Below are 14,958 nucleotides of genomic sequence, written 5' to 3' on the forward strand. Positions count from 1 at the left end.
CAGCGGTAAGGGCCCGCTCCTGGTGGTAGCCAGGGGCGGGCCCTCAGTCGTGCGGTGGGTTAGTCGTTGTCCGGGCCTCGCAGTGAGGACTCCCGGACCAGACGGAGTGTGCCGCCCCAGATTTCGTCGTGTAGGGAGTACCGGGGCTGCCCGTGGACGAACTCCAGGCCGGAGACGCGCTTGAGGCCGTGGCGCCGCCGGAGGGAGCCGACGTAGTCGACGAGGTCACCGCGCTGGAAGCGGGGGGTGGGGGTGTCGGGCATGGCGGGCTCCTTATGCGGCGAGGGTGTCGGCGAGCAGCTGGACGCGGCCGGTGAGGTCGAGGTCGACGGGGTAGAGGACGGTGACCGTGGCGAGGCCGGTGGTGGTGCGGGTCTTGGGCTCGTCGCTGGTGGGCCGGTCGATGACGTAGGCGGTGCGGTGGACCGTGTAGGAGACGAGGCGGTCGATCCGGAAGTCGCGGCGCTCCCCGGTCTCGCGGTCCATGGCCTTGGCGAGGATGTCGCCGGCGTTGCTGACGTAGAAGTCGTAGATCTCGACGGTGCGGACGGTCTCGGTGAGGTGGCCGGTCTTGCGGCCGTTCTCGTCCTTCTCTTCCTTGAGGTAGGTGATGGTGGTGGGCTGCTGCTTGTCGAGGGCGTTGATGAGGCGGGTGAGCGTCTGGTGGGTGGTCTCGTTCTTGGTGTGCCTCATCAGGTCCCCTTCGTTCGTGGTGTCTATTTTCTAGACGCTTGAAGCATGACAGGGACCAGGCGCATCTGTCTAGTCTTTAGACGACTTGGTGTCTACGAATAAGACGCCAAGCGTGAGACGATGGGCCGCATGACCGACTGGGAGAAGCAACTCGGCCGCCGCGCCACAGCCGTCGACCGTGCCAAGCAGGCCCTCGACGAGGGCATCGCCGCCGCACGCCTCGACGGGCACTCGTTCCGCGAGATCGGCCGGTGGGCCGGCGTTAACCACGAGCGGGCACGCACCATCGCGACGCGCATCAACGGAGACTCCCGGACTGCGGCAGAACGACAGGAGCAGACCGCATGACCGAACGCCGGGAAGAGACCTGCCCCGACTGCCAGGCCACCGAAGCGAACAAGGACGCCCGCATCACCATCATCGGCAAGGACCCCATCACAGGGGCCATGTACGCCACCGTCACCTGGCACACCAAGGACTGCCCAACGCACACGGTCAACCAGATCCTCATGGCAGACGGCGTGCGCCGCGCGAAGGAGCGGGACGAGTGGATGAAGACGGCGTTCCCCGCCGCGCAGGAACGGTTGAAGGCAGCGGCCGCAGCGCTCCCGGATGACACCGCCGCAGCCCCGTTCGTGGCCGCGCTCTCCGAGCTCGTCGCGGAGCAGGCTGGCGACCTGGGCAGGTTCGTGCCGCCGGATCGGTGGGCTGAGATCCTGGACAGGCACTTCCCGCCGCAGGGTGAGGAGCCCACCGCATGAGCGACGACCTGGTGCAGTTCCTACGCGACCGGTACGACGAGGACGAGCGCGTGGCGCGGGCCGCGACTCCTGGCCCATGGGTGTGGACGCCTGAACAGGACGTCTGGGGTCAGTGCGGTCCCACGCTGATCCGTGTGGGCACCGACGCGCCGGGCAGCGAGCTGATGGAAGTGCTGGCCGGCCAGGGGCATGACGCCTGGGGTCTGCACGTCAGTGAGGGCGACCAGGCGCACATCGCCCGCCACGACCCGGCCCGCGTCCTCGCCGAGATCGAGGCGAAGCGCGAGGTGGTGCGCCTCACTGTCCGAGCCCGCGACTACGCACCGACCTTCACGAGTGGTTTCGGCGCCGCGATGGAGCAGGCGCTCCGGCTGTTCGCGGTCGTCTACGCCGATCACCCCGGCTACCTGGCCGACTGGCGGCCCTGACCTCAGAACTCGCCGCTGTCCCGAAGTTCGTCCGTGACCTGGACCCGGAGCTTCGGGCAGTGAGTCTTTACTCCCATCACCAGCAGCTCGTTCGCCTCAACCTTCTTCGTCCCCCAGCCCTCGCCGATCGGGTACAGGTTCGCTTCGCTCATGCCGAAGAGGTACTCGACGCTGTGGCCGGCCTCCAGCTCCGTGCACCACTGCGGCGGGTACTCCAGCAGCTCCTCGTCCGTCGGCCCCTCGGTGGCCCAGCTGTCGAAGGTCGCGGCGTGCACGGCTTCGAGGAACTGGTCGTCCTTGCTCACGGTGGGGGTGGGGGGTGCCTTCGTGGCGGCCTTGTCGTTGGTGCTGCTCCCGCACCCGGTGAGGCTGGCGGCGAGCAGGACGGTGATGATCGCGGCAGCGGTGCGGCGCATGGTTCCCCCTGAGCAGTGGTGTGGGGGGAGGGTACAGCGATGCCCCCGGCCCGGGTGGGCGTTCGGGGGCATCGTCCGAGTACCAGCGCGCAGCCATGAGCGCGGGTAGATCTCGGCAGGCTACTGCAGGGGTGTGACAGTGCGGGTGGCTGCGCGGCGGAGTTCCTCGTCGAACCGCGCGGCCCACGCCAGGGCCGGGACGACGGCGCGCAGCTGGCTGAGCAGACCAGCGAACGCCTCAGTGATGCGGGCTTCCGTGGCTGCCTGCTGCTCGGGCGTATATGTGACCTTGAGAGGGATCATGCCGCCCATCATCCCTTCTTCGGCGTGCCGGGGACGGGCTTCGGTCCAGCCGGTACGTGCCCGCCGTCGCGCCCTGAGTAGGCGTGGCTGTGCGGGTTGTCGGGGGTGGCGGACTTCGGGTCGCGGGTGCTCATGTCCTTGCGCAGTGCCATGATGCTGGTCCTGTCTCGCGTGTTCGGGATGGGTGACCCGGGGCGGTCCGTGAGGCCTGGCAGCTGTCGGCCGCCCCGGGGGTTCAGTGGGGTCAGGTGCGCCGGTGTGCGTTGACCTCGGTGGGATGAACGCCGGCGTCCAGCGCGGCGCGGAGGCTGGCGCGCATGATCGCGACGTCGACCGCTGCCGGTTGCTGACCGGTCTCCAGCTGCTCGATGACGTCGTCGACGGATCCAGCGGCCTGCGCAATGACGTGCTGTCGCTCATTCATGAGGTCAGTGCTCCTCGGCGTCGGCAGTAGCTGCGTGGCGGGCGTCGTCCGCAGCGTCCTGCGCGAACTCGGCGGCCTGGTCGTACTCGTGCATCTCGCTCGCGCTCATCACGTCCGCGTTGGTCATGTCGTCGTAGCCGTCGCTCATTTCGGCGTCCTCTCGATGGGGTAGATCCGCCGGTAGATCCGCCGGTAGATCGGGGTAGATGGAGTGGTAGACCCGCAGGTCAGGCAGCGGTAGACGGGGCGGGAGACGCCACCGGGCCGCCGTGCGGGGAAGGGGGCGTGAGATCGTCGCGGCGGACCCCCCGGGTCGGCACCCCGCCCACCTTCACTTTCGGCTGCACGGGGATGCCGAGGGCCTCCAGACGGACGCGCAGATCGGACACTGTCCAGCCCCTCCCGTGGCCCCTCTTTTGGAGGTGCTTGAGGACGGTGGAGAGGTGCACTGCGGGTCGGTCGCCGAGGCACTCGAAGAGCAGCGCGAGGACGGCGTCACGGCTGTCCGTCGCGGCGGTCTTGCCGGCCTCGACGGGGGGCTGCTCCTCGTCCTCGACAGGGGGTGCGTGGCGTACGGCGGCGACGCACCAGGCGGGGACGAGCAGCCACAGCACCCCGGGCGCGGCCCGGATGATGCGGGCGGCGAAGTACAGCCCGCCGAGCAGCAGCAGCCCCCGCACAATGCGGTGTGACCGGGTGGGCCCCTTGGCGACCCATGCGGCGGCCCGGTCGCCGATCCTGCGGGCGAGCTCGGCGGAACCGTGCCATACGCGGTGGGCGGCGCGCTGTCGGCGGGTCACAGCAGACCCGCGCCCTCGGCGGTGGTCCGCAGCTGCGCGCCCGCCTCGTTGAGGAGTTGGGGGAGGAACGCGAGCAGGCCGGCCACGCCTGCGGTCAGGCACATGGTCGAGCCGCAGAACGCGCCGCCCGCAATGCGCTTCTTGTCGGCCTTGCCTGCGGCCTTCCACGCGATGACGGTGCCGATGGTCACCAGGAAGACGATCACTGCTCCCTCGGGGGTGAGCGAGCCGAGGCTGCCGCGGGTCAAGGCGCCGCTACTCGCGGATCCGGTGACGGCACTCACGCTCTTGTCTCCGGCCCCGTTGGCGACCCCGGCGGAGCATCCGGCGAGCCATCCGAGCAGCCCGCCCGTGCAGATCGTTGATACGGCGCCGAGGGCGAATCCGTTGCCGAACGGGATGAGCGCCTTGCCTTCGTGTCCGCCTTTCCACCAGGGGCGCAGGTTGGCGTACATGACGGCGAGGGAGATCGCGAGGCCGGTGAGGGTCAAGGTCGTTGCGGTGTTCACAGGCGTACTCCGGTCAGTGCGGTGATGGGGTCGAACCAATCGAGCGCGCCGGTGCCGCCGACCATTGCGGTGATCAGCAGCACGCGGGCGAGCAGGTGACCGCGGTACTTGTCGGCAAGGAACGCGAGGCCGAGGGCCGTACCGCCGAGGACGTACGCCGCAGGCACACCGGCCTCGGCGCGGGCGGTGTCGAGGGTGACGGACCACGCGCTGATCAGGCTGTCGCCGCCGAAGAACGGGGCGACAGCGAGTCCGGCGGCGACGAGGGACTGCCACGGGCGGAGCCAGGCCCACAGCCACCCGAAGTCCCAGCGGGAGCGCTCGGGTTCGGGGGCGGGCGCCAGGTCGACGGTCACTCGGACCTGGATGGGGCCCGGGGGTGGTGGATCGGGCCACGGGGTTCGGGGTGGTGCGGCGACCGGCGGTGGGGGTGGTGGTGGGAAGGGTGCGGGGGTGTGAGGCGTCGGGGTGCGCCACGGCGGGATGTCGTCGGGGCCGGGTGGCCGGGCGGGCAGTGAGGCGCCGGCCGGGATGATCCGGGTCGGGGTGATGGGCTTGTCGGTCATGGCGGGTCCCTACGTCAGGAGGGCAACGGCGGTGACGATGTACGCCGCGGCCGTGAGGGCGAGGGCGGTTACCCGGACCGCGCGCAGCATCCACGGGCGTTCCAGGCGCGGCCATGTGGTGACGATGGCGAGGACGGTGAGCATGGCGAGGAGCACGAACGCGAAGGTGATCATGCGGTGCTCCGCGCTTTCTTCTCGCGGTTCGAGATGCGCCGGACAGTCGCCGGGTCCACGCCTGTCCCGTGTGTGTCCTGGACAGCGGACAAGATCCCGGGATGGTCCAGGACACCGCGAGACAGGGCGTCGGTGATCGTGTCCGTCATGGTGGGACTGACGGGGCTCACGGATCGCAGCGGCTGCTTTGACCTGCTGTCTCGGCTGTCCCGGGCCTTGTCTACCTCGGCGCGGGCGGTGTCCTCGTCGTGGTCGATGCCGAGGTTGGTGAGGTAGTCGAGCACCTCGTCGGCGGACAGTCCCGGGACTTGGGACAGGACTGTCTGGACAGCCCGGACAGTCCCGGGATCCTGTCCCGCCCTGTCCTGTCCTGCTGTCTCGGCATCGCTGTACGCCGCATGCTGCTCGGTCCGGCTGAGCTGACGTTGACGTGCGGCCAGCGCGAGCCGCGCGGTGATCTGCTCCTCGCGCTTGAGGAACCACTGCTGCGTGAGCTTCGACATCGGCCGCGACTGGTACTTGAGCGTCACGGTCCACATGCCCTTGGCGACGGCGGAGATCACGGCGCCCGCGATGCCGACAGGCAGAGAGTCCTCGACCTTGCCGTGCGCGCAGACGGCGCCCATCTCGATCAGGAGGGCCACGTTCCCGGCGCGGCGCGGCAGTACGGCGCGCGCAGGGTCGTAGCGGGCGTGCCACTCCAACGCCATGCAGGAGATCCAGGCGAGGCCGAACGCCACGGCGCCGAGGTAGGCGATGGGCGGGTACACGGCGCGGGCGAGGAAGTCGCCGATGGAGGCGGTGGACCACACGACGCTGATCGCGACCATGACGCCGGCCGCGGTGAGGACACCGCGGATGACGATGTGGTCCCAGTCGCGGGGTGCCACGGGGACGATCACGTCGTACTCGTCGTCGACCATCTCGGGAATGCCGTCGACGGTGTGCACGACCTGCCGTTTGCGGGTCTCGGTGCGGGTCTTCACGTGTGCTCCTGGTCGAGGGGGCCGGGCCTGCGCGGGGTCTGGGCGCGGGCCCGGCCGGTGTGGTGGTGGTCAGCCGACGATGTGAGCGGTGATGATCACGGCGAGCAGTACGATCGGCGCGATGATCCCGAAGACGAGGTAGAACGCCCGCATCACCGGGTGCTCGCGGCTTCGTTGCCGTGGGCGCGGGCCTCGGCCAACTGGGTGCGGGCCTCGCCCTCCTTGCCCTTCGCACCGCAGTAGTCGGCGTCGGCCTGGCGATGCAGCTCGGCCACCCGCTCGGCTGCGCTCTGGTCGGTGCTCACAGGCACACCGCCCCGAGGGCGAGGCGCAGGCGGTCGGCGTAGTCGGCGCGGGTCCCGTCGAGCGGCAGGTCGCGGAGCGCGGTGAGGGTGGCGACGATGTCGCGGCCGACGGCCGGGCTGCTGTTGTAGTCGCCGTGGTGGTCCCAGACGGCGAGCTGCGCCTCGATGAACCTGGTGTTCTCCCGCATGGCCGTGTGCCGGTTCATGGACTCCAGCCGGTCACAGACGCTGCGCAGGATCTCGCGGACCCGGGCCGTGTCGGGGCCCGTGAGCCGGGTGAGCACGAGCAGGGGCGCGGTGCGCGCGCTGGTCGCCATCACAGGCCCCGGGCGGCTGACCTGAGACGCATGGCGTACTCGCCGTTGGTCTCGCGCAGGTAGCCGCGGATCTCGGGCATCGCGGCAGTGGCCTGTGTGGCGGCTCCGCTTGCCACGGCGAACGGGAGACCGGCCAAGACGAGGTTGCCGGCGCTTCCGGCGGCTTCGCGGTACTGGTGCTCGGTGAGGACGAGGAAAGGGTTCTCGTCGAGGAGTGCGGCGGCCTCGGTGAGGAGCCGGGCGGCGTGCGTCGGCTCGGTGAGGATGCGTCGCAACGCTTCGTCGAGCTCGGTGTGATCGGTACGCTCGTGCATGGTCATCGCTCCTGGTGGTTCAGGTGGGATGGCTGGCCCCGGCGGGAGGTGCGAACTCCTGCCGGGGCACTTCTCATTGGCGAGCAGAACTGGGCTGCCCAGTGTCCAGCGTACGGGATATCCCGTACACTGGCAACGCAGCCCGCCCACGGAAGGGACCGGGCATGGAAGAGGAGGTGCAGCGCGTGTTCGACGCTCTCGCGGGTCTCGCGGACATCGAAGATCCAAAAGCGCGCGCGCTCGCTGTCGTCAAGGTGCTGAAGGGCTGGCCGCAACAGAGCAGCCAGCTTCGAGAACTGCGGCGACAGGCAATCCTCGAACTTCTGGCACCGGAGGAAGCATCGGTGCGGAAGGTCGCGAAGGAGCTCGGTGTCTCGCCGACGACGATTCAGGACGTCGCGGCGGGCTACTCGCGGTCTGGGAAGGACCGCGCCAAGAAGGCCGAGTCCGAATGAGAGACGGCCGAGCGGTGTGAAAGACCGCCCGGCCGCGAAGCAACCCGACCCAAGCAAGAGAGAGGCGCTCCCTTGAGCGTACAGAACGAAGCCACCGACCAGCGCCGAGCTGCCGTCTACCGACTGTGGGACACGGACGGGAACCTGCTCTACATCGGATCCGCCTACAGCCCCGGCATGCGGGCGAAGGCGCACCGGGCCAAGCCGTGGTGGCCTCTGGCTGTCCGTCGCACTGACGAGTGGCACCCGAGCCGCGAGGCCGCCTATGTCGCGGAAACCGTGGCGATCGAGCAGGCGCGTCCGCCGGGCAACAAGATCAGTGGGCCCGGAGCGGTAGCAGTTCCCGCGCAAGGGCCCAAGGCGACGCGTTCGGTGGAGGGGGACCCTCTCCTCATCTTCGCCGAGCTTGACGACCTCTTCCGCGAGTTGGAGGCCGAGCCGCCTGCCGTCCGCTTCCGCAAGCTGACCGAGATCATGGAGTCCCTTGAAGCGGCTTCTCGGTCGGCGCGAAGGCTCCTCATCCGGCAGATGCGCGGCAGCAGCATGACGTACCGCGGGATCGCGAAGGAGATGGGCATCAGTTTCGGCCGCGTCCGGCAGATCCTCGCCGAGGAGCCAGACCAGCCGTCGCCCGGCGCGGCCGAGTAGCTGCGCCCACGTCGAAGCCCCCGCCGTAGTCGTGGCGGGGGCTTCGTGCGTTCCGGCGCGCCACGGGGCAGGCGTGCGCCATCCTGGACGGATGAGCGATGAACCACGCCCTTGCCAGTCCTGCAACGGGGCCCGCGTCACCGAGCACACGGAGCACACCGTCGAGACCGACGAGAAGGGCCAGCAGAAGCCCGTCACCAGGACCTGGACCGGCCCCTGCTCGTCCTGCAACGGGTCCGGAATCTCAGCCTGAGGAGACTGCTATGCGCACGATCTACGTCTGTCTGGGCTGTGCCGGCCTGTACCTGCCGCCCGAGTCGATGACCTATCCGAGCCTCGGCATGGTGGCGAGTCGGGTGCACTGCGGGATGCCGGACTGCAAGGCGACCGCCGAGGAAGCCGTGAAGCTGGTCGGCGTGCCTGAGGAGACAGTGGCTCGGTGGATGCGGCGTGCGGCGGGCCTGGACGGGGTGGTGCGCGAGCCGCGGCCGGGGCGGCGTGCGCGTGGGCGTCGGCCTGGTGCTGCTCCTGCGTCGGCGCGCAGCAAGCTGCTGTAGGCCCTAGGTACGACAGCGCCCCCGCCTCGTTGAGGTCGGGGGCGCGCTGCTGTCCGGATGTGTCCGGGGGCGGGGCGCGTGCGCGGGGCAGCGAATCTCATGCCTGCTTGAACGTCAGGTCCCCAAGTTCAAGGTTCGGGCGCGAAGCTTGAACTTGCCTCGAGTCGACCCCGGACATAGCAGTACCCCGCCTGGATCAGGAGGCGGGGCGGTGCAGCAGCAGCAACACCCTGGGGTAGAAGGAGTTGTTGGGGTCAGCCTACGCGCGGGTGCTGACAATGAGACCGGTCAGGCCGGGCCTGGTTGTGCGTACACCGGCCAGTCGTCCGGCGGCTCTACGGCGAGCGGCACCGTGCGGTCCTCCGTCAACGCTTCGCCGTACCGGGTGGGATCGCCCTGCTTCAGCCCGTTGTCGCCGCGCACGAAGACGCGGCATCGGATCAAACGCCCGTCCGGTGTGTCCTCGATGGTGATCGGGTGGTCAGCGGACACGTCGTCCGGGGTAAGGCCGTTGGCGCCCGCCCATTCGTAGAGTGCGCCGGTGCGGCCTTGGGCTCGGTGGAGTTGCCAGAGGGTGGCGTTGGAGATGAGGCGTACGGGCGGCGGTGTGTTCATGGGTCAGGCCTTCCAGGTGGGGATGCTGAGTCCAGGGCCGGGCTGGTAGAGGGAGCAGCGTCGGAGGTGCGGGTCGAGGATGCCGAGGGCCAGCTCGACGGGGGTGGGTTCCCGGGTGGCGGGGCCGAGGAGGCCGAGCGGTGCGCCCGTACCTACGCATTCCCCGAAGGCTGCGAGGGCTGCGCTGGCGCTGGCACTGGCGAACGCCTGCTCCTCGAAGTGCCGCAGTAGTGCGGCGATCACCGACCCGCCCTCTGCCAGCGTCTTGAAGTGCGGGCGCTCGGGTGCCTGTGGCCGGTCGAGGCCGGCCAGTTGGTCGTCGGTGATCCCGTGTGCGTGGGCGAGGTCGAGGAGTTCCGGGCACTCGTTGAGGTTGTCGGTGACGGAAAGGGCTATGTCACCGGTGGTGCCGCATCCGAGGCAGGCAGGTTCCCAGGTGACGTCCGGGTCGAGGGTGTGGCGGTCGAGGATGCGGCGGTCGGCGGCGCAGCGGCGGAGCACGGCGGACGGGTCGTGCAGGGCGATGTGCTCGCCGTCGCCTTGGTGTGGGGCGAACGCTACGGTGCCGCTGTTGACCTGGTCGCGGACTTCGCGGGCGAGGTCGTCGTACGCCCATGTCGGCGACGCCTGTTGGTGGCCTCGCGCGGTGGTCTCGGTCCGGTCGACTTGCTGGGTGATCCAGGCGTGGAGGTCAGGCACCGGGCTGCTCCTCTCCGTCGAGGGCGCGGATCGTGGGGCACGGCCAGTCCGCGTACCGGTCGTTCGTCGAGCACCAGTCACAGGTGTTGTACTCCTGCTTGTGCAGGGCCCGCACCCGCTTAATCCGGGCGCTCGCGGACGCGATCATCTCGGCGAGCTGCACCTCGTCGAAGCTGACGAGGAGGGCCTGCGCGGCAGGGGTGGGGTCGGTCACGACTGCTGCTCCTTGGCGTTGTACGGCTCGTGGTTCGCGGCCTGCGGGTTGCCGTGCGCCTGGAGCCACCGGGCCTTGATGCCTTCGTACCGCTCCGCGCTAAGCGGCTCAGGGAGGCGCAGCGTCTTCGCCGACACGTGAGACTCGGCCAGGTGTCGTGCTGCGCCCTGGCGTGCGTGCTCCTCGCTGCCCATGTCGGTGGCGAGCCAGCCCTTGCAGTCTCCTTGGCCCCAGCAGCGCCATGCCCAGGCTTGGTGCCCGCGGTCGTGGCGGTACTCGGTGACGTTCATGAACGCGGGGAGGTCGACGGGCTCAGCCTGTGTCGGGTTCGGGCGCCAGTCCTCGGCCAGCTCCAACAGCAGCGTGCAGGCTGCCGCGTCGTACCCGGTGACCCGGTAGACCACCTGGTTCGCGATCTCGATCAGGTCAGGGGTGGGCATGCGCAGGTACGCCTTGTGCTCGGTGATCATGTTCAGCGCCATGGAGGAACGGTGCGGAGCCTGGACGACGGTGAGGGCGCGTCCGCGTTCGGTAGTGAGGACGATGTCGTCGGGCTCCAGGTCGGGCGCAGCAGCCGCGGCGGGCGCTGCTGCCCGAACAGGTTGCCGCTCCAGGGCGGTGCTGGCGGCGTCGGGTTCGGGGCATTCGAGGCGGGAGCAGGTGATGTAGCCGCCGTCACCGAGGAACAAGCTGGTCTTGCCGCACGCGGGGCACCGGCCTTGCACGTCGCGGTACGGAAACCGCCCCTCCTGGGGGGTGGCACGGTCGTAGCGGTGCTGCTCACCGGCCGGCCGTGTGGGTCGCTCCGCGTGGCCTTCCATGAAGCACCGGGATGCGGTGGCTTGGGCCCATTGGATCTGCTTGGCCACCTCCAGGCGCTTCGCGGGGGTGGTCCGGTTCCAGCGCCAGATCAACTGAGCCGGGGTGGCGATGGAGTGCTCGTCGAGGTGCTCCTCCTCGCCCTCGTGGAACGCGGCGAGCTTCCTGCGGAGCGCTGTGCTCTCGACGCGGTAGTCCGAGGTGACGGCTTCCTGCCACGCCAGTTCGGTGCGCAGCACGCTGACGAGGGCCTGGTGGCGTTCGTCAGAGCAGATGAGCGGGGTGGCCAGGGTCGCGCGGGCCTCGGTCTCCTCCGGCTCCGCCCCGTCCGCCAACGCCTCGCCGAGCAGTTCAGCGGCCCGTTTCAGTTGGTCGGTGCGCGTGGCCCACAGCGCGGTGAGACCACGTACGCGCGCCATGGCAGTCTCAGCCGTGTCGGCGCGCCGACGGTGGGTCGCCAGCGCTGTGCATGCCTGCTCGTGCGCCCAGGTGGTGGGGTACGGCTGCCGGTCGTGCGCGATGGCGAGGTCACGCTCGGTCTCGGCGGCCTTGAGGTTGGCAGCCATGGCCCGGATGCCTGCGTCGAGCTGGTCGGACTCGGCCGGGAGGATCGTGCCGCGGCGGAGGCGGTCGACGAGGTGGATCAGGCCAGCCTCGCTGAGGGCGCGGACGTCGGTCATGTGCTGCTCCTTGGAGGGTACGGGCGGCCCGGCCGGACGGTGCGGCCGGGCCGTGGTGGTCAGTGGTCGTCGCCGAGCGCGGGCGCCTCATACATCTCGTCGAGGCGGCGGCACTCCCTCCCCCGGCGGGCCTTGGCCCACACCAGGCTGGCGAGGATGAGGGCCCCGCCGCCGAGCATGGGCACCCACCAGGCGGGCGGCTGGCCGAGGATCAGGTAGCCGCAGCCGGTGGCGATGGCTGCTGCGAGGGCGCCGATGAGGACGCGGTGGAAGAGGTCGAGGCGGGTGGGCATCAGAGGCCTGCCCCGAGCCCGGTGGCCTTGCCGTAGGCCTCTGTGATGGCGGCGATGTCCTGGATGGTGACGTCGTGGCGGTCGAACCGCTCGTACTGCTTGTCGCCGAGGAGCAGCCGGAGCAGGCCGTCGACGTCGTTGTCGTCGAGGTCGCGCAGCTTGCGGGCGGTGGAGCGGGGCAGCTCGGTGGGCAGTTCGAAGGTGGTGTCGTCGAGCTCGAACGACCAGGCGCGGCCGAGCGCTTCGAGGCGCTGGGTGCGGGCGGCGTTGACGTTGAAGTCAGGCATCAGGCGTCCTTAGGTTCGGTGCGAGCGGGGGTCGTGGCGGGCCCTGGTGGGGGCGTGGGCGGCCTGAGCCAGCCGGGTGGGGCATCCGGGCACCGTGGGGCGTGTGCGGCCACGCAGCGGGGCGTGTGGGTGCGTCCGCCGGTCGCAGTCCAGAACTGGCAGCACGGCGTCAGCAGGAGCTCGACGATCGCCGACTCGTCGAGCCGCTCCTCGTCGAGGACTGCAGCACGACGTGCCCGCTCATGCCGGACCAGGTCGGCGCGGTGCGCGGTGGCTTCGTGGTGGCTGGCGGCGGCGAGGATGATCCCCATGCCCAGGGCGAGGGCGGCGGCCCATGGGTCGTCGCGGCGCCACATGATGGTCGCGGACAGGCCGGCCGTGGCGGTCCCGAGGGTGAGGACAGTCTGGTGGCGGCGGTAGCTGCTCACTGCTGGACCTCCGGGTCGTCCCAGACGATGCGGGTGGCGCCTCCGTGGCCGTGTACGGCTTCGGCGTCGGCGATCCGGTCCCAGAACACGATGGATGGGCGGTCGCCTGCCCAGCGGACGGAGGCGGTGCCGTCGGGCCAGAGAACGCCGTCAGCGACACGGCCAACACCGCTGACGCCGGTGATGTCGGTGTCGCGTTGGAGGTGGAAGCGGCGGGGCTGGTTCGTCATGTGCTGCTCCTTCGGCGTGCGCGGGTGTGCCGGGCGTGGGTGTCGCCGAGGACGAGGGTGATCCCGGCGGTGAGCATGGCGGGCTCGTACTGGCCGTGGAGGGTGAGCCATGCGGTGGTGGCGGTGGATGCGGTGGTGAGCGCGGCGAGGAGCAGGCGGCCGGTGGTCACGACTGGTCCTCCCTGGTGGGCGGCTGCTCGATGGTGGTGATCGTCGTGGTGCGCACCACGCGGTACGCCCACTTCCCAGGGCCTTCCTCGCAGCTGGCGTGGTCCTCCAGGGCTTCGCTGCGCCGCTCGTAGGGCGCGGAGTAGCGGGTCCACTGGCCGCTGGCGCGCAGGGACTCCACGGTCCACGTGGTGGCCGGCGGCCGGGCTTCGTCGAGCGCACGGGGCGGGAGGACGTCCCGACCGATGTACACGGCGACAGCGACGGTGAGGGCGCCGACAAGTTCGGGGGTGGTGTCGGGGCCACCGAGGCGGATGGGCGTGTCCCGGAGCGCCTTGGCGATCACCTGGGCAAGGGGGGCGAGTTCGGACAGGTCGGCGCTCATGACTGCTCTCCTCGGTGCTCGGTAGCCCAGTTCGGGTTGCGGCTGGGTGCGGGGCTGCGGGGCGGTGGCGGAGCCTTGCGGTGCTGCCAGGCGTGGACGCCTTTGACTGGGTGGGTGATGAGCCAGCCGATGTTCTCGGTGGACAGGACGGTCCACATGGCCCAGTAGCGGGGGCCGGTCGGGCGTTTCCCGTAGAGCTGCCAGTTGGCCCAGTCGGAGGCGCGGTGGGCGGGGCGCCAGCGGCCGAGTGCGTACCCGGCGGTGAGCGCAGCGAGGACGAGCGCGGTGATCACATCTGCTCCTCGTCGTCTGCGGGCTGCTGCTCCTCGTCGGCCATGCGGCGGAGCACGCCGGCCGCGTCCATGACCCCGCCGTTCCAGGCGTCGCGGTACGTGTCGTAGCCGTAGTCGCTGGCGTCTGTGTCGTAGTCCATGCGGCCGATGGCGTCGGCAGCTGCGCGGAGCTCGGCGGCCCGGTACGCGTTGAGGAGCCCGTCCGCCTCGTCGAGCGGGCGGGGCGGCGAGCAGATCGCCCGGCCGGTGAGGTAGTTGAAGATGCCTTGGCGAGGGCTGTACGGCGGCTTGGGCCGGGCCTCCTGCTCGGCAACGTCCAGCGCGACGTGGCGCACGTGTTGGGCGGCCCGGTCGAGGACGACACGCTCAGCGGCGTCGTCCGTCGGCAGAGCCCTGACGATCTGGGCCGCCTCGCGCAGCACGGCGACACGATCGGCGGGCGCGGGGAGGACGGCCCGGTCCTGTGCGTCGGCGAGCAACTGGCGTCCGCAGCGGGGCCCCTTCAGCCACTCCCGCACGTCGGCCGTGGTGATCGTGCGCCTCTCACGGTCGGCGATGTCGCAGCACTCGGTGACGAACGCGAGCGCGTCCTGTGCTTGGTACAGGTCGGTCCCGAGGTCGTCGGCGAGAGCGCGTGCCTCGTCCGCTGTCAGCTCGGGCTCGGGGTAGACCGCACCGGCCCGGTGGCGCAGGCCCATCACGATGTCCCGGACGGCGGTGAAGTACCGCGGGTCATCGGCAACGGGGGACGTCGTGAGGACGCTCTCGTAGAAGTTGGCGGCGTCGAGGAGCGCGGCGGCCCGGTCGGTGGCGGCCCGCTGCTCCTCGATGCCGGCGGGCGCGTACATCTCGGCGAACTCCTCGCTGCCCATCGGTTCGAACCCCTCGCCGCAGCGCACGACCCAGTTGCCGGGGCGGAGCAGCATCCACTCGGAGAACCCGCAGACCATCGCGGTGACGTCGGGGTCGGTGCGGCACTCGGGCGCGATCTCGTCGAAGGAGGATCCGGCGAAGCCGCGGAGCTGTGCGGCGTTCGTGCCGGTCCACTGGATGGCTTCGACTAGGAGCGGGCGTCGTCGGTAGTGGGTGGGCTGCTCGGTCATGGTCATCTCCTGGTGGGTGTGGTGTGGTGTGGTGTGGTGGGGTGGGGTGGGGGTGGGGCGCCCGCCGGTGGTATGCGGGCGGGCCGGA

The 14,958-nt window shown here is 70.3% G+C and carries 34 protein-coding genes; 7 read left to right on the forward strand and 27 right to left on the reverse strand.

Features of this window, described 5'->3' with window-relative positions:
* Positions 1–59 precede the first annotated feature (59 nt).
* On the reverse strand, positions 60–263 hold the full coding sequence (locus tag QMK30_RS02745; RefSeq protein WP_283515477.1) for a hypothetical protein: 204 nt from the start codon (positions 261–263) through the stop codon (positions 60–62).
* A gap of 10 nt (positions 264–273) precedes the next feature.
* Positions 274–693: a WYL domain-containing protein gene (locus QMK30_RS02750; RefSeq protein WP_283515478.1), complete on the reverse strand. Its 420-nt coding sequence runs from the start codon at positions 691–693 to the stop codon at positions 274–276.
* Between the two features lie 129 nt (positions 694–822).
* Here QMK30_RS02750 and QMK30_RS02755 point away from each other — a divergent pair, with 129 nt between their 5' ends.
* From QMK30_RS02755 to QMK30_RS02765, 3 genes are read left to right on the forward strand one after another with little or no spacing between them, the layout of a single operon-like run.
* Positions 823–1,041 carry a hypothetical protein gene (locus tag QMK30_RS02755; RefSeq protein ID WP_283515479.1) on the forward strand — a complete coding sequence of 73 codons (219 nt, stop codon included), beginning with the start codon at positions 823–825 and terminating at the stop codon, positions 1,039–1,041.
* A complete protein-coding gene (locus QMK30_RS02760) occupies positions 1,038–1,454 on the forward strand; it encodes a hypothetical protein (RefSeq protein ID WP_283515480.1) in 417 nt (138 codons plus the stop codon). The genes QMK30_RS02755 and QMK30_RS02760 overlap by 4 nt, the downstream gene beginning before the upstream one ends.
* Entirely contained in the window at positions 1,451–1,882 is a 432-nt protein-coding gene (locus QMK30_RS02765) for a DUF6221 family protein (RefSeq protein WP_283515481.1), read from the forward strand. Before QMK30_RS02760 ends, QMK30_RS02765 begins: the two co-directional genes overlap by 4 nt.
* A 2-nt stretch (positions 1,883–1,884) precedes the next feature.
* On the opposite strand, the gene QMK30_RS02770 is transcribed toward QMK30_RS02765, so the two are convergent.
* The 13 genes from QMK30_RS02770 to QMK30_RS02830 all read right to left on the reverse strand — a co-directional run bounded on the left by QMK30_RS02770 (position 1,885) and on the right by QMK30_RS02830 (position 6,996).
* Positions 1,885–2,298 carry a hypothetical protein gene (locus QMK30_RS02770; protein ID WP_283515482.1) on the reverse strand — a complete coding sequence of 138 codons (414 nt, stop codon included), beginning with the start codon at positions 2,296–2,298 and terminating at the stop codon, positions 1,885–1,887.
* Between the two features lie 120 nt (positions 2,299–2,418).
* The gene (locus QMK30_RS02775; RefSeq protein ID WP_283515483.1) at positions 2,419–2,601 is read right to left on the reverse strand and encodes a hypothetical protein; all 183 of its coding nucleotides are present in this window, start codon (positions 2,599–2,601) and stop codon (positions 2,419–2,421) included.
* A gap of 8 nt (positions 2,602–2,609) precedes the next feature.
* Complete coding sequence (locus tag QMK30_RS02780; protein WP_283515484.1) at positions 2,610–2,753, reverse strand: hypothetical protein; 144 nt, start codon at positions 2,751–2,753, stop codon at positions 2,610–2,612.
* Positions 2,754–2,845: 92 nt separating this feature from the next.
* Positions 2,846–3,025: a hypothetical protein gene (locus QMK30_RS02785; protein ID WP_283515485.1), complete on the reverse strand. Its 180-nt coding sequence runs from the start codon at positions 3,023–3,025 to the stop codon at positions 2,846–2,848.
* A gap of 4 nt (positions 3,026–3,029) precedes the next feature.
* Positions 3,030–3,173 carry a hypothetical protein gene (locus tag QMK30_RS02790; RefSeq protein WP_283515486.1) on the reverse strand — a complete coding sequence of 48 codons (144 nt, stop codon included), beginning with the start codon at positions 3,171–3,173 and terminating at the stop codon, positions 3,030–3,032.
* A 79-nt stretch (positions 3,174–3,252) separates the two neighbouring features.
* Positions 3,253–3,825 (reverse strand): hypothetical protein, encoded by a 573-nt coding sequence (locus tag QMK30_RS02795; RefSeq protein ID WP_283515487.1) that lies wholly within the window; start codon positions 3,823–3,825, stop codon positions 3,253–3,255.
* Entirely contained in the window at positions 3,822–4,334 is a 513-nt protein-coding gene (locus QMK30_RS02800) for a hypothetical protein (RefSeq protein WP_283515488.1), read from the reverse strand. Before QMK30_RS02800 ends, QMK30_RS02795 begins: the two co-directional genes overlap by 4 nt.
* Entirely contained in the window at positions 4,331–4,900 is a 570-nt protein-coding gene (locus QMK30_RS02805; protein ID WP_283515489.1) for a hypothetical protein, read from the reverse strand. The genes QMK30_RS02800 and QMK30_RS02805 overlap by 4 nt, the downstream gene beginning before the upstream one ends.
* A 9-nt stretch (positions 4,901–4,909) precedes the next feature.
* Positions 4,910–5,074, reverse strand: a complete 165-nt coding sequence (locus QMK30_RS02810) for a hypothetical protein (protein WP_283515490.1) — start codon at positions 5,072–5,074, stop codon at positions 4,910–4,912.
* Positions 5,071–6,060, reverse strand: a complete 990-nt coding sequence (locus tag QMK30_RS02815) for a protein transporter Sec31 (protein ID WP_283515491.1) — start codon at positions 6,058–6,060, stop codon at positions 5,071–5,073. Before QMK30_RS02815 ends, QMK30_RS02810 begins: the two co-directional genes overlap by 4 nt.
* 152 nt (positions 6,061–6,212) lie before the next feature.
* The gene (locus QMK30_RS02820) at positions 6,213–6,365 is read right to left on the reverse strand and encodes a hypothetical protein (RefSeq protein WP_283515492.1); all 153 of its coding nucleotides are present in this window, start codon (positions 6,363–6,365) and stop codon (positions 6,213–6,215) included.
* A complete protein-coding gene (locus QMK30_RS02825) occupies positions 6,362–6,682 on the reverse strand; it encodes a hypothetical protein (RefSeq protein ID WP_283515493.1) in 321 nt (106 codons plus the stop codon). The genes QMK30_RS02820 and QMK30_RS02825 overlap by 4 nt, the downstream gene beginning before the upstream one ends.
* Entirely contained in the window at positions 6,682–6,996 is a 315-nt protein-coding gene (locus tag QMK30_RS02830; RefSeq protein WP_283515494.1) for a hypothetical protein, read from the reverse strand. Before QMK30_RS02830 ends, QMK30_RS02825 begins: the two co-directional genes overlap by 1 nt.
* 164 nt (positions 6,997–7,160) lie before the next feature.
* Here QMK30_RS02830 and QMK30_RS02835 point away from each other — a divergent pair, with 164 nt between their 5' ends.
* From QMK30_RS02835 to QMK30_RS02850, 4 genes are all read left to right on the forward strand, one after another.
* On the forward strand, positions 7,161–7,451 hold the full coding sequence (locus tag QMK30_RS02835) for a helix-turn-helix domain-containing protein (RefSeq protein WP_283515495.1): 291 nt from the start codon (positions 7,161–7,163) through the stop codon (positions 7,449–7,451).
* A 72-nt stretch (positions 7,452–7,523) separates the two neighbouring features.
* The gene (locus tag QMK30_RS02840; protein WP_283515496.1) at positions 7,524–8,099 is read left to right on the forward strand and encodes a hypothetical protein; all 576 of its coding nucleotides are present in this window, start codon (positions 7,524–7,526) and stop codon (positions 8,097–8,099) included.
* 91 nt (positions 8,100–8,190) lie between these two features.
* Positions 8,191–8,352 carry a hypothetical protein gene (locus QMK30_RS02845; RefSeq protein WP_283515497.1) on the forward strand — a complete coding sequence of 54 codons (162 nt, stop codon included), beginning with the start codon at positions 8,191–8,193 and terminating at the stop codon, positions 8,350–8,352.
* A 10-nt stretch (positions 8,353–8,362) separates the two neighbouring features.
* Positions 8,363–8,656: a hypothetical protein gene (locus QMK30_RS02850; protein WP_283515498.1), complete on the forward strand. Its 294-nt coding sequence runs from the start codon at positions 8,363–8,365 to the stop codon at positions 8,654–8,656.
* Positions 8,657–8,944: 288 nt separating this feature from the next.
* On the opposite strand, the gene QMK30_RS02855 is transcribed toward QMK30_RS02850, so the two are convergent.
* From QMK30_RS02855 to QMK30_RS02910, 12 genes are all read right to left on the reverse strand, one after another.
* Positions 8,945–9,271 carry a hypothetical protein gene (locus QMK30_RS02855; protein WP_283515499.1) on the reverse strand — a complete coding sequence of 109 codons (327 nt, stop codon included), beginning with the start codon at positions 9,269–9,271 and terminating at the stop codon, positions 8,945–8,947.
* Between the two features lie 3 nt (positions 9,272–9,274).
* Entirely contained in the window at positions 9,275–9,970 is a 696-nt protein-coding gene (locus tag QMK30_RS02860; RefSeq protein WP_283515500.1) for a DUF6221 family protein, read from the reverse strand.
* The gene (locus QMK30_RS02865) at positions 9,963–10,184 is read right to left on the reverse strand and encodes a hypothetical protein (RefSeq protein WP_283515501.1); all 222 of its coding nucleotides are present in this window, start codon (positions 10,182–10,184) and stop codon (positions 9,963–9,965) included. Before QMK30_RS02865 ends, QMK30_RS02860 begins: the two co-directional genes overlap by 8 nt.
* On the reverse strand, positions 10,181–11,683 hold the full coding sequence (locus QMK30_RS02870; RefSeq protein WP_283515502.1) for a hypothetical protein: 1,503 nt from the start codon (positions 11,681–11,683) through the stop codon (positions 10,181–10,183). Before QMK30_RS02870 ends, QMK30_RS02865 begins: the two co-directional genes overlap by 4 nt.
* Before the next feature lie 59 nt (positions 11,684–11,742).
* Positions 11,743–11,976, reverse strand: coding sequence for a hypothetical protein (locus tag QMK30_RS02875; protein ID WP_283515503.1), 234 nt, complete (start codon positions 11,974–11,976; stop codon positions 11,743–11,745).
* Complete coding sequence (locus QMK30_RS02880; RefSeq protein ID WP_283515504.1) at positions 11,976–12,263, reverse strand: hypothetical protein; 288 nt, start codon at positions 12,261–12,263, stop codon at positions 11,976–11,978. The genes QMK30_RS02875 and QMK30_RS02880 overlap by 1 nt, the downstream gene beginning before the upstream one ends.
* Positions 12,263–12,691, reverse strand: coding sequence for a hypothetical protein (locus QMK30_RS02885; RefSeq protein ID WP_283515505.1), 429 nt, complete (start codon positions 12,689–12,691; stop codon positions 12,263–12,265). Before QMK30_RS02885 ends, QMK30_RS02880 begins: the two co-directional genes overlap by 1 nt.
* Positions 12,688–12,921, reverse strand: coding sequence for a hypothetical protein (locus tag QMK30_RS02890; protein WP_283515506.1), 234 nt, complete (start codon positions 12,919–12,921; stop codon positions 12,688–12,690). The genes QMK30_RS02885 and QMK30_RS02890 overlap by 4 nt, the downstream gene beginning before the upstream one ends.
* Positions 12,918–13,091 carry a hypothetical protein gene (locus QMK30_RS02895; RefSeq protein ID WP_283515507.1) on the reverse strand — a complete coding sequence of 58 codons (174 nt, stop codon included), beginning with the start codon at positions 13,089–13,091 and terminating at the stop codon, positions 12,918–12,920. The genes QMK30_RS02890 and QMK30_RS02895 overlap by 4 nt, the downstream gene beginning before the upstream one ends.
* A complete protein-coding gene (locus QMK30_RS02900; RefSeq protein ID WP_283515508.1) occupies positions 13,088–13,474 on the reverse strand; it encodes a hypothetical protein in 387 nt (128 codons plus the stop codon). The genes QMK30_RS02895 and QMK30_RS02900 overlap by 4 nt, the downstream gene beginning before the upstream one ends.
* On the reverse strand, positions 13,471–13,767 hold the full coding sequence (locus tag QMK30_RS02905) for a hypothetical protein (RefSeq protein ID WP_283515509.1): 297 nt from the start codon (positions 13,765–13,767) through the stop codon (positions 13,471–13,473). The genes QMK30_RS02900 and QMK30_RS02905 overlap by 4 nt, the downstream gene beginning before the upstream one ends.
* A partial coding sequence (locus tag QMK30_RS02910; RefSeq protein WP_283515510.1) for a hypothetical protein occupies positions 13,764–14,958 on the reverse strand: 1,195 nt, incomplete at its 5' end. The genes QMK30_RS02910 and QMK30_RS02905, both read right to left, overlap by 4 nt.

It is taken from the genome of Streptomyces sp. H27-C3, from assembly GCF_030063415.1.
GTDB lineage: Bacteria > Actinomycetota > Actinomycetes > Streptomycetales > Streptomycetaceae > Streptomyces.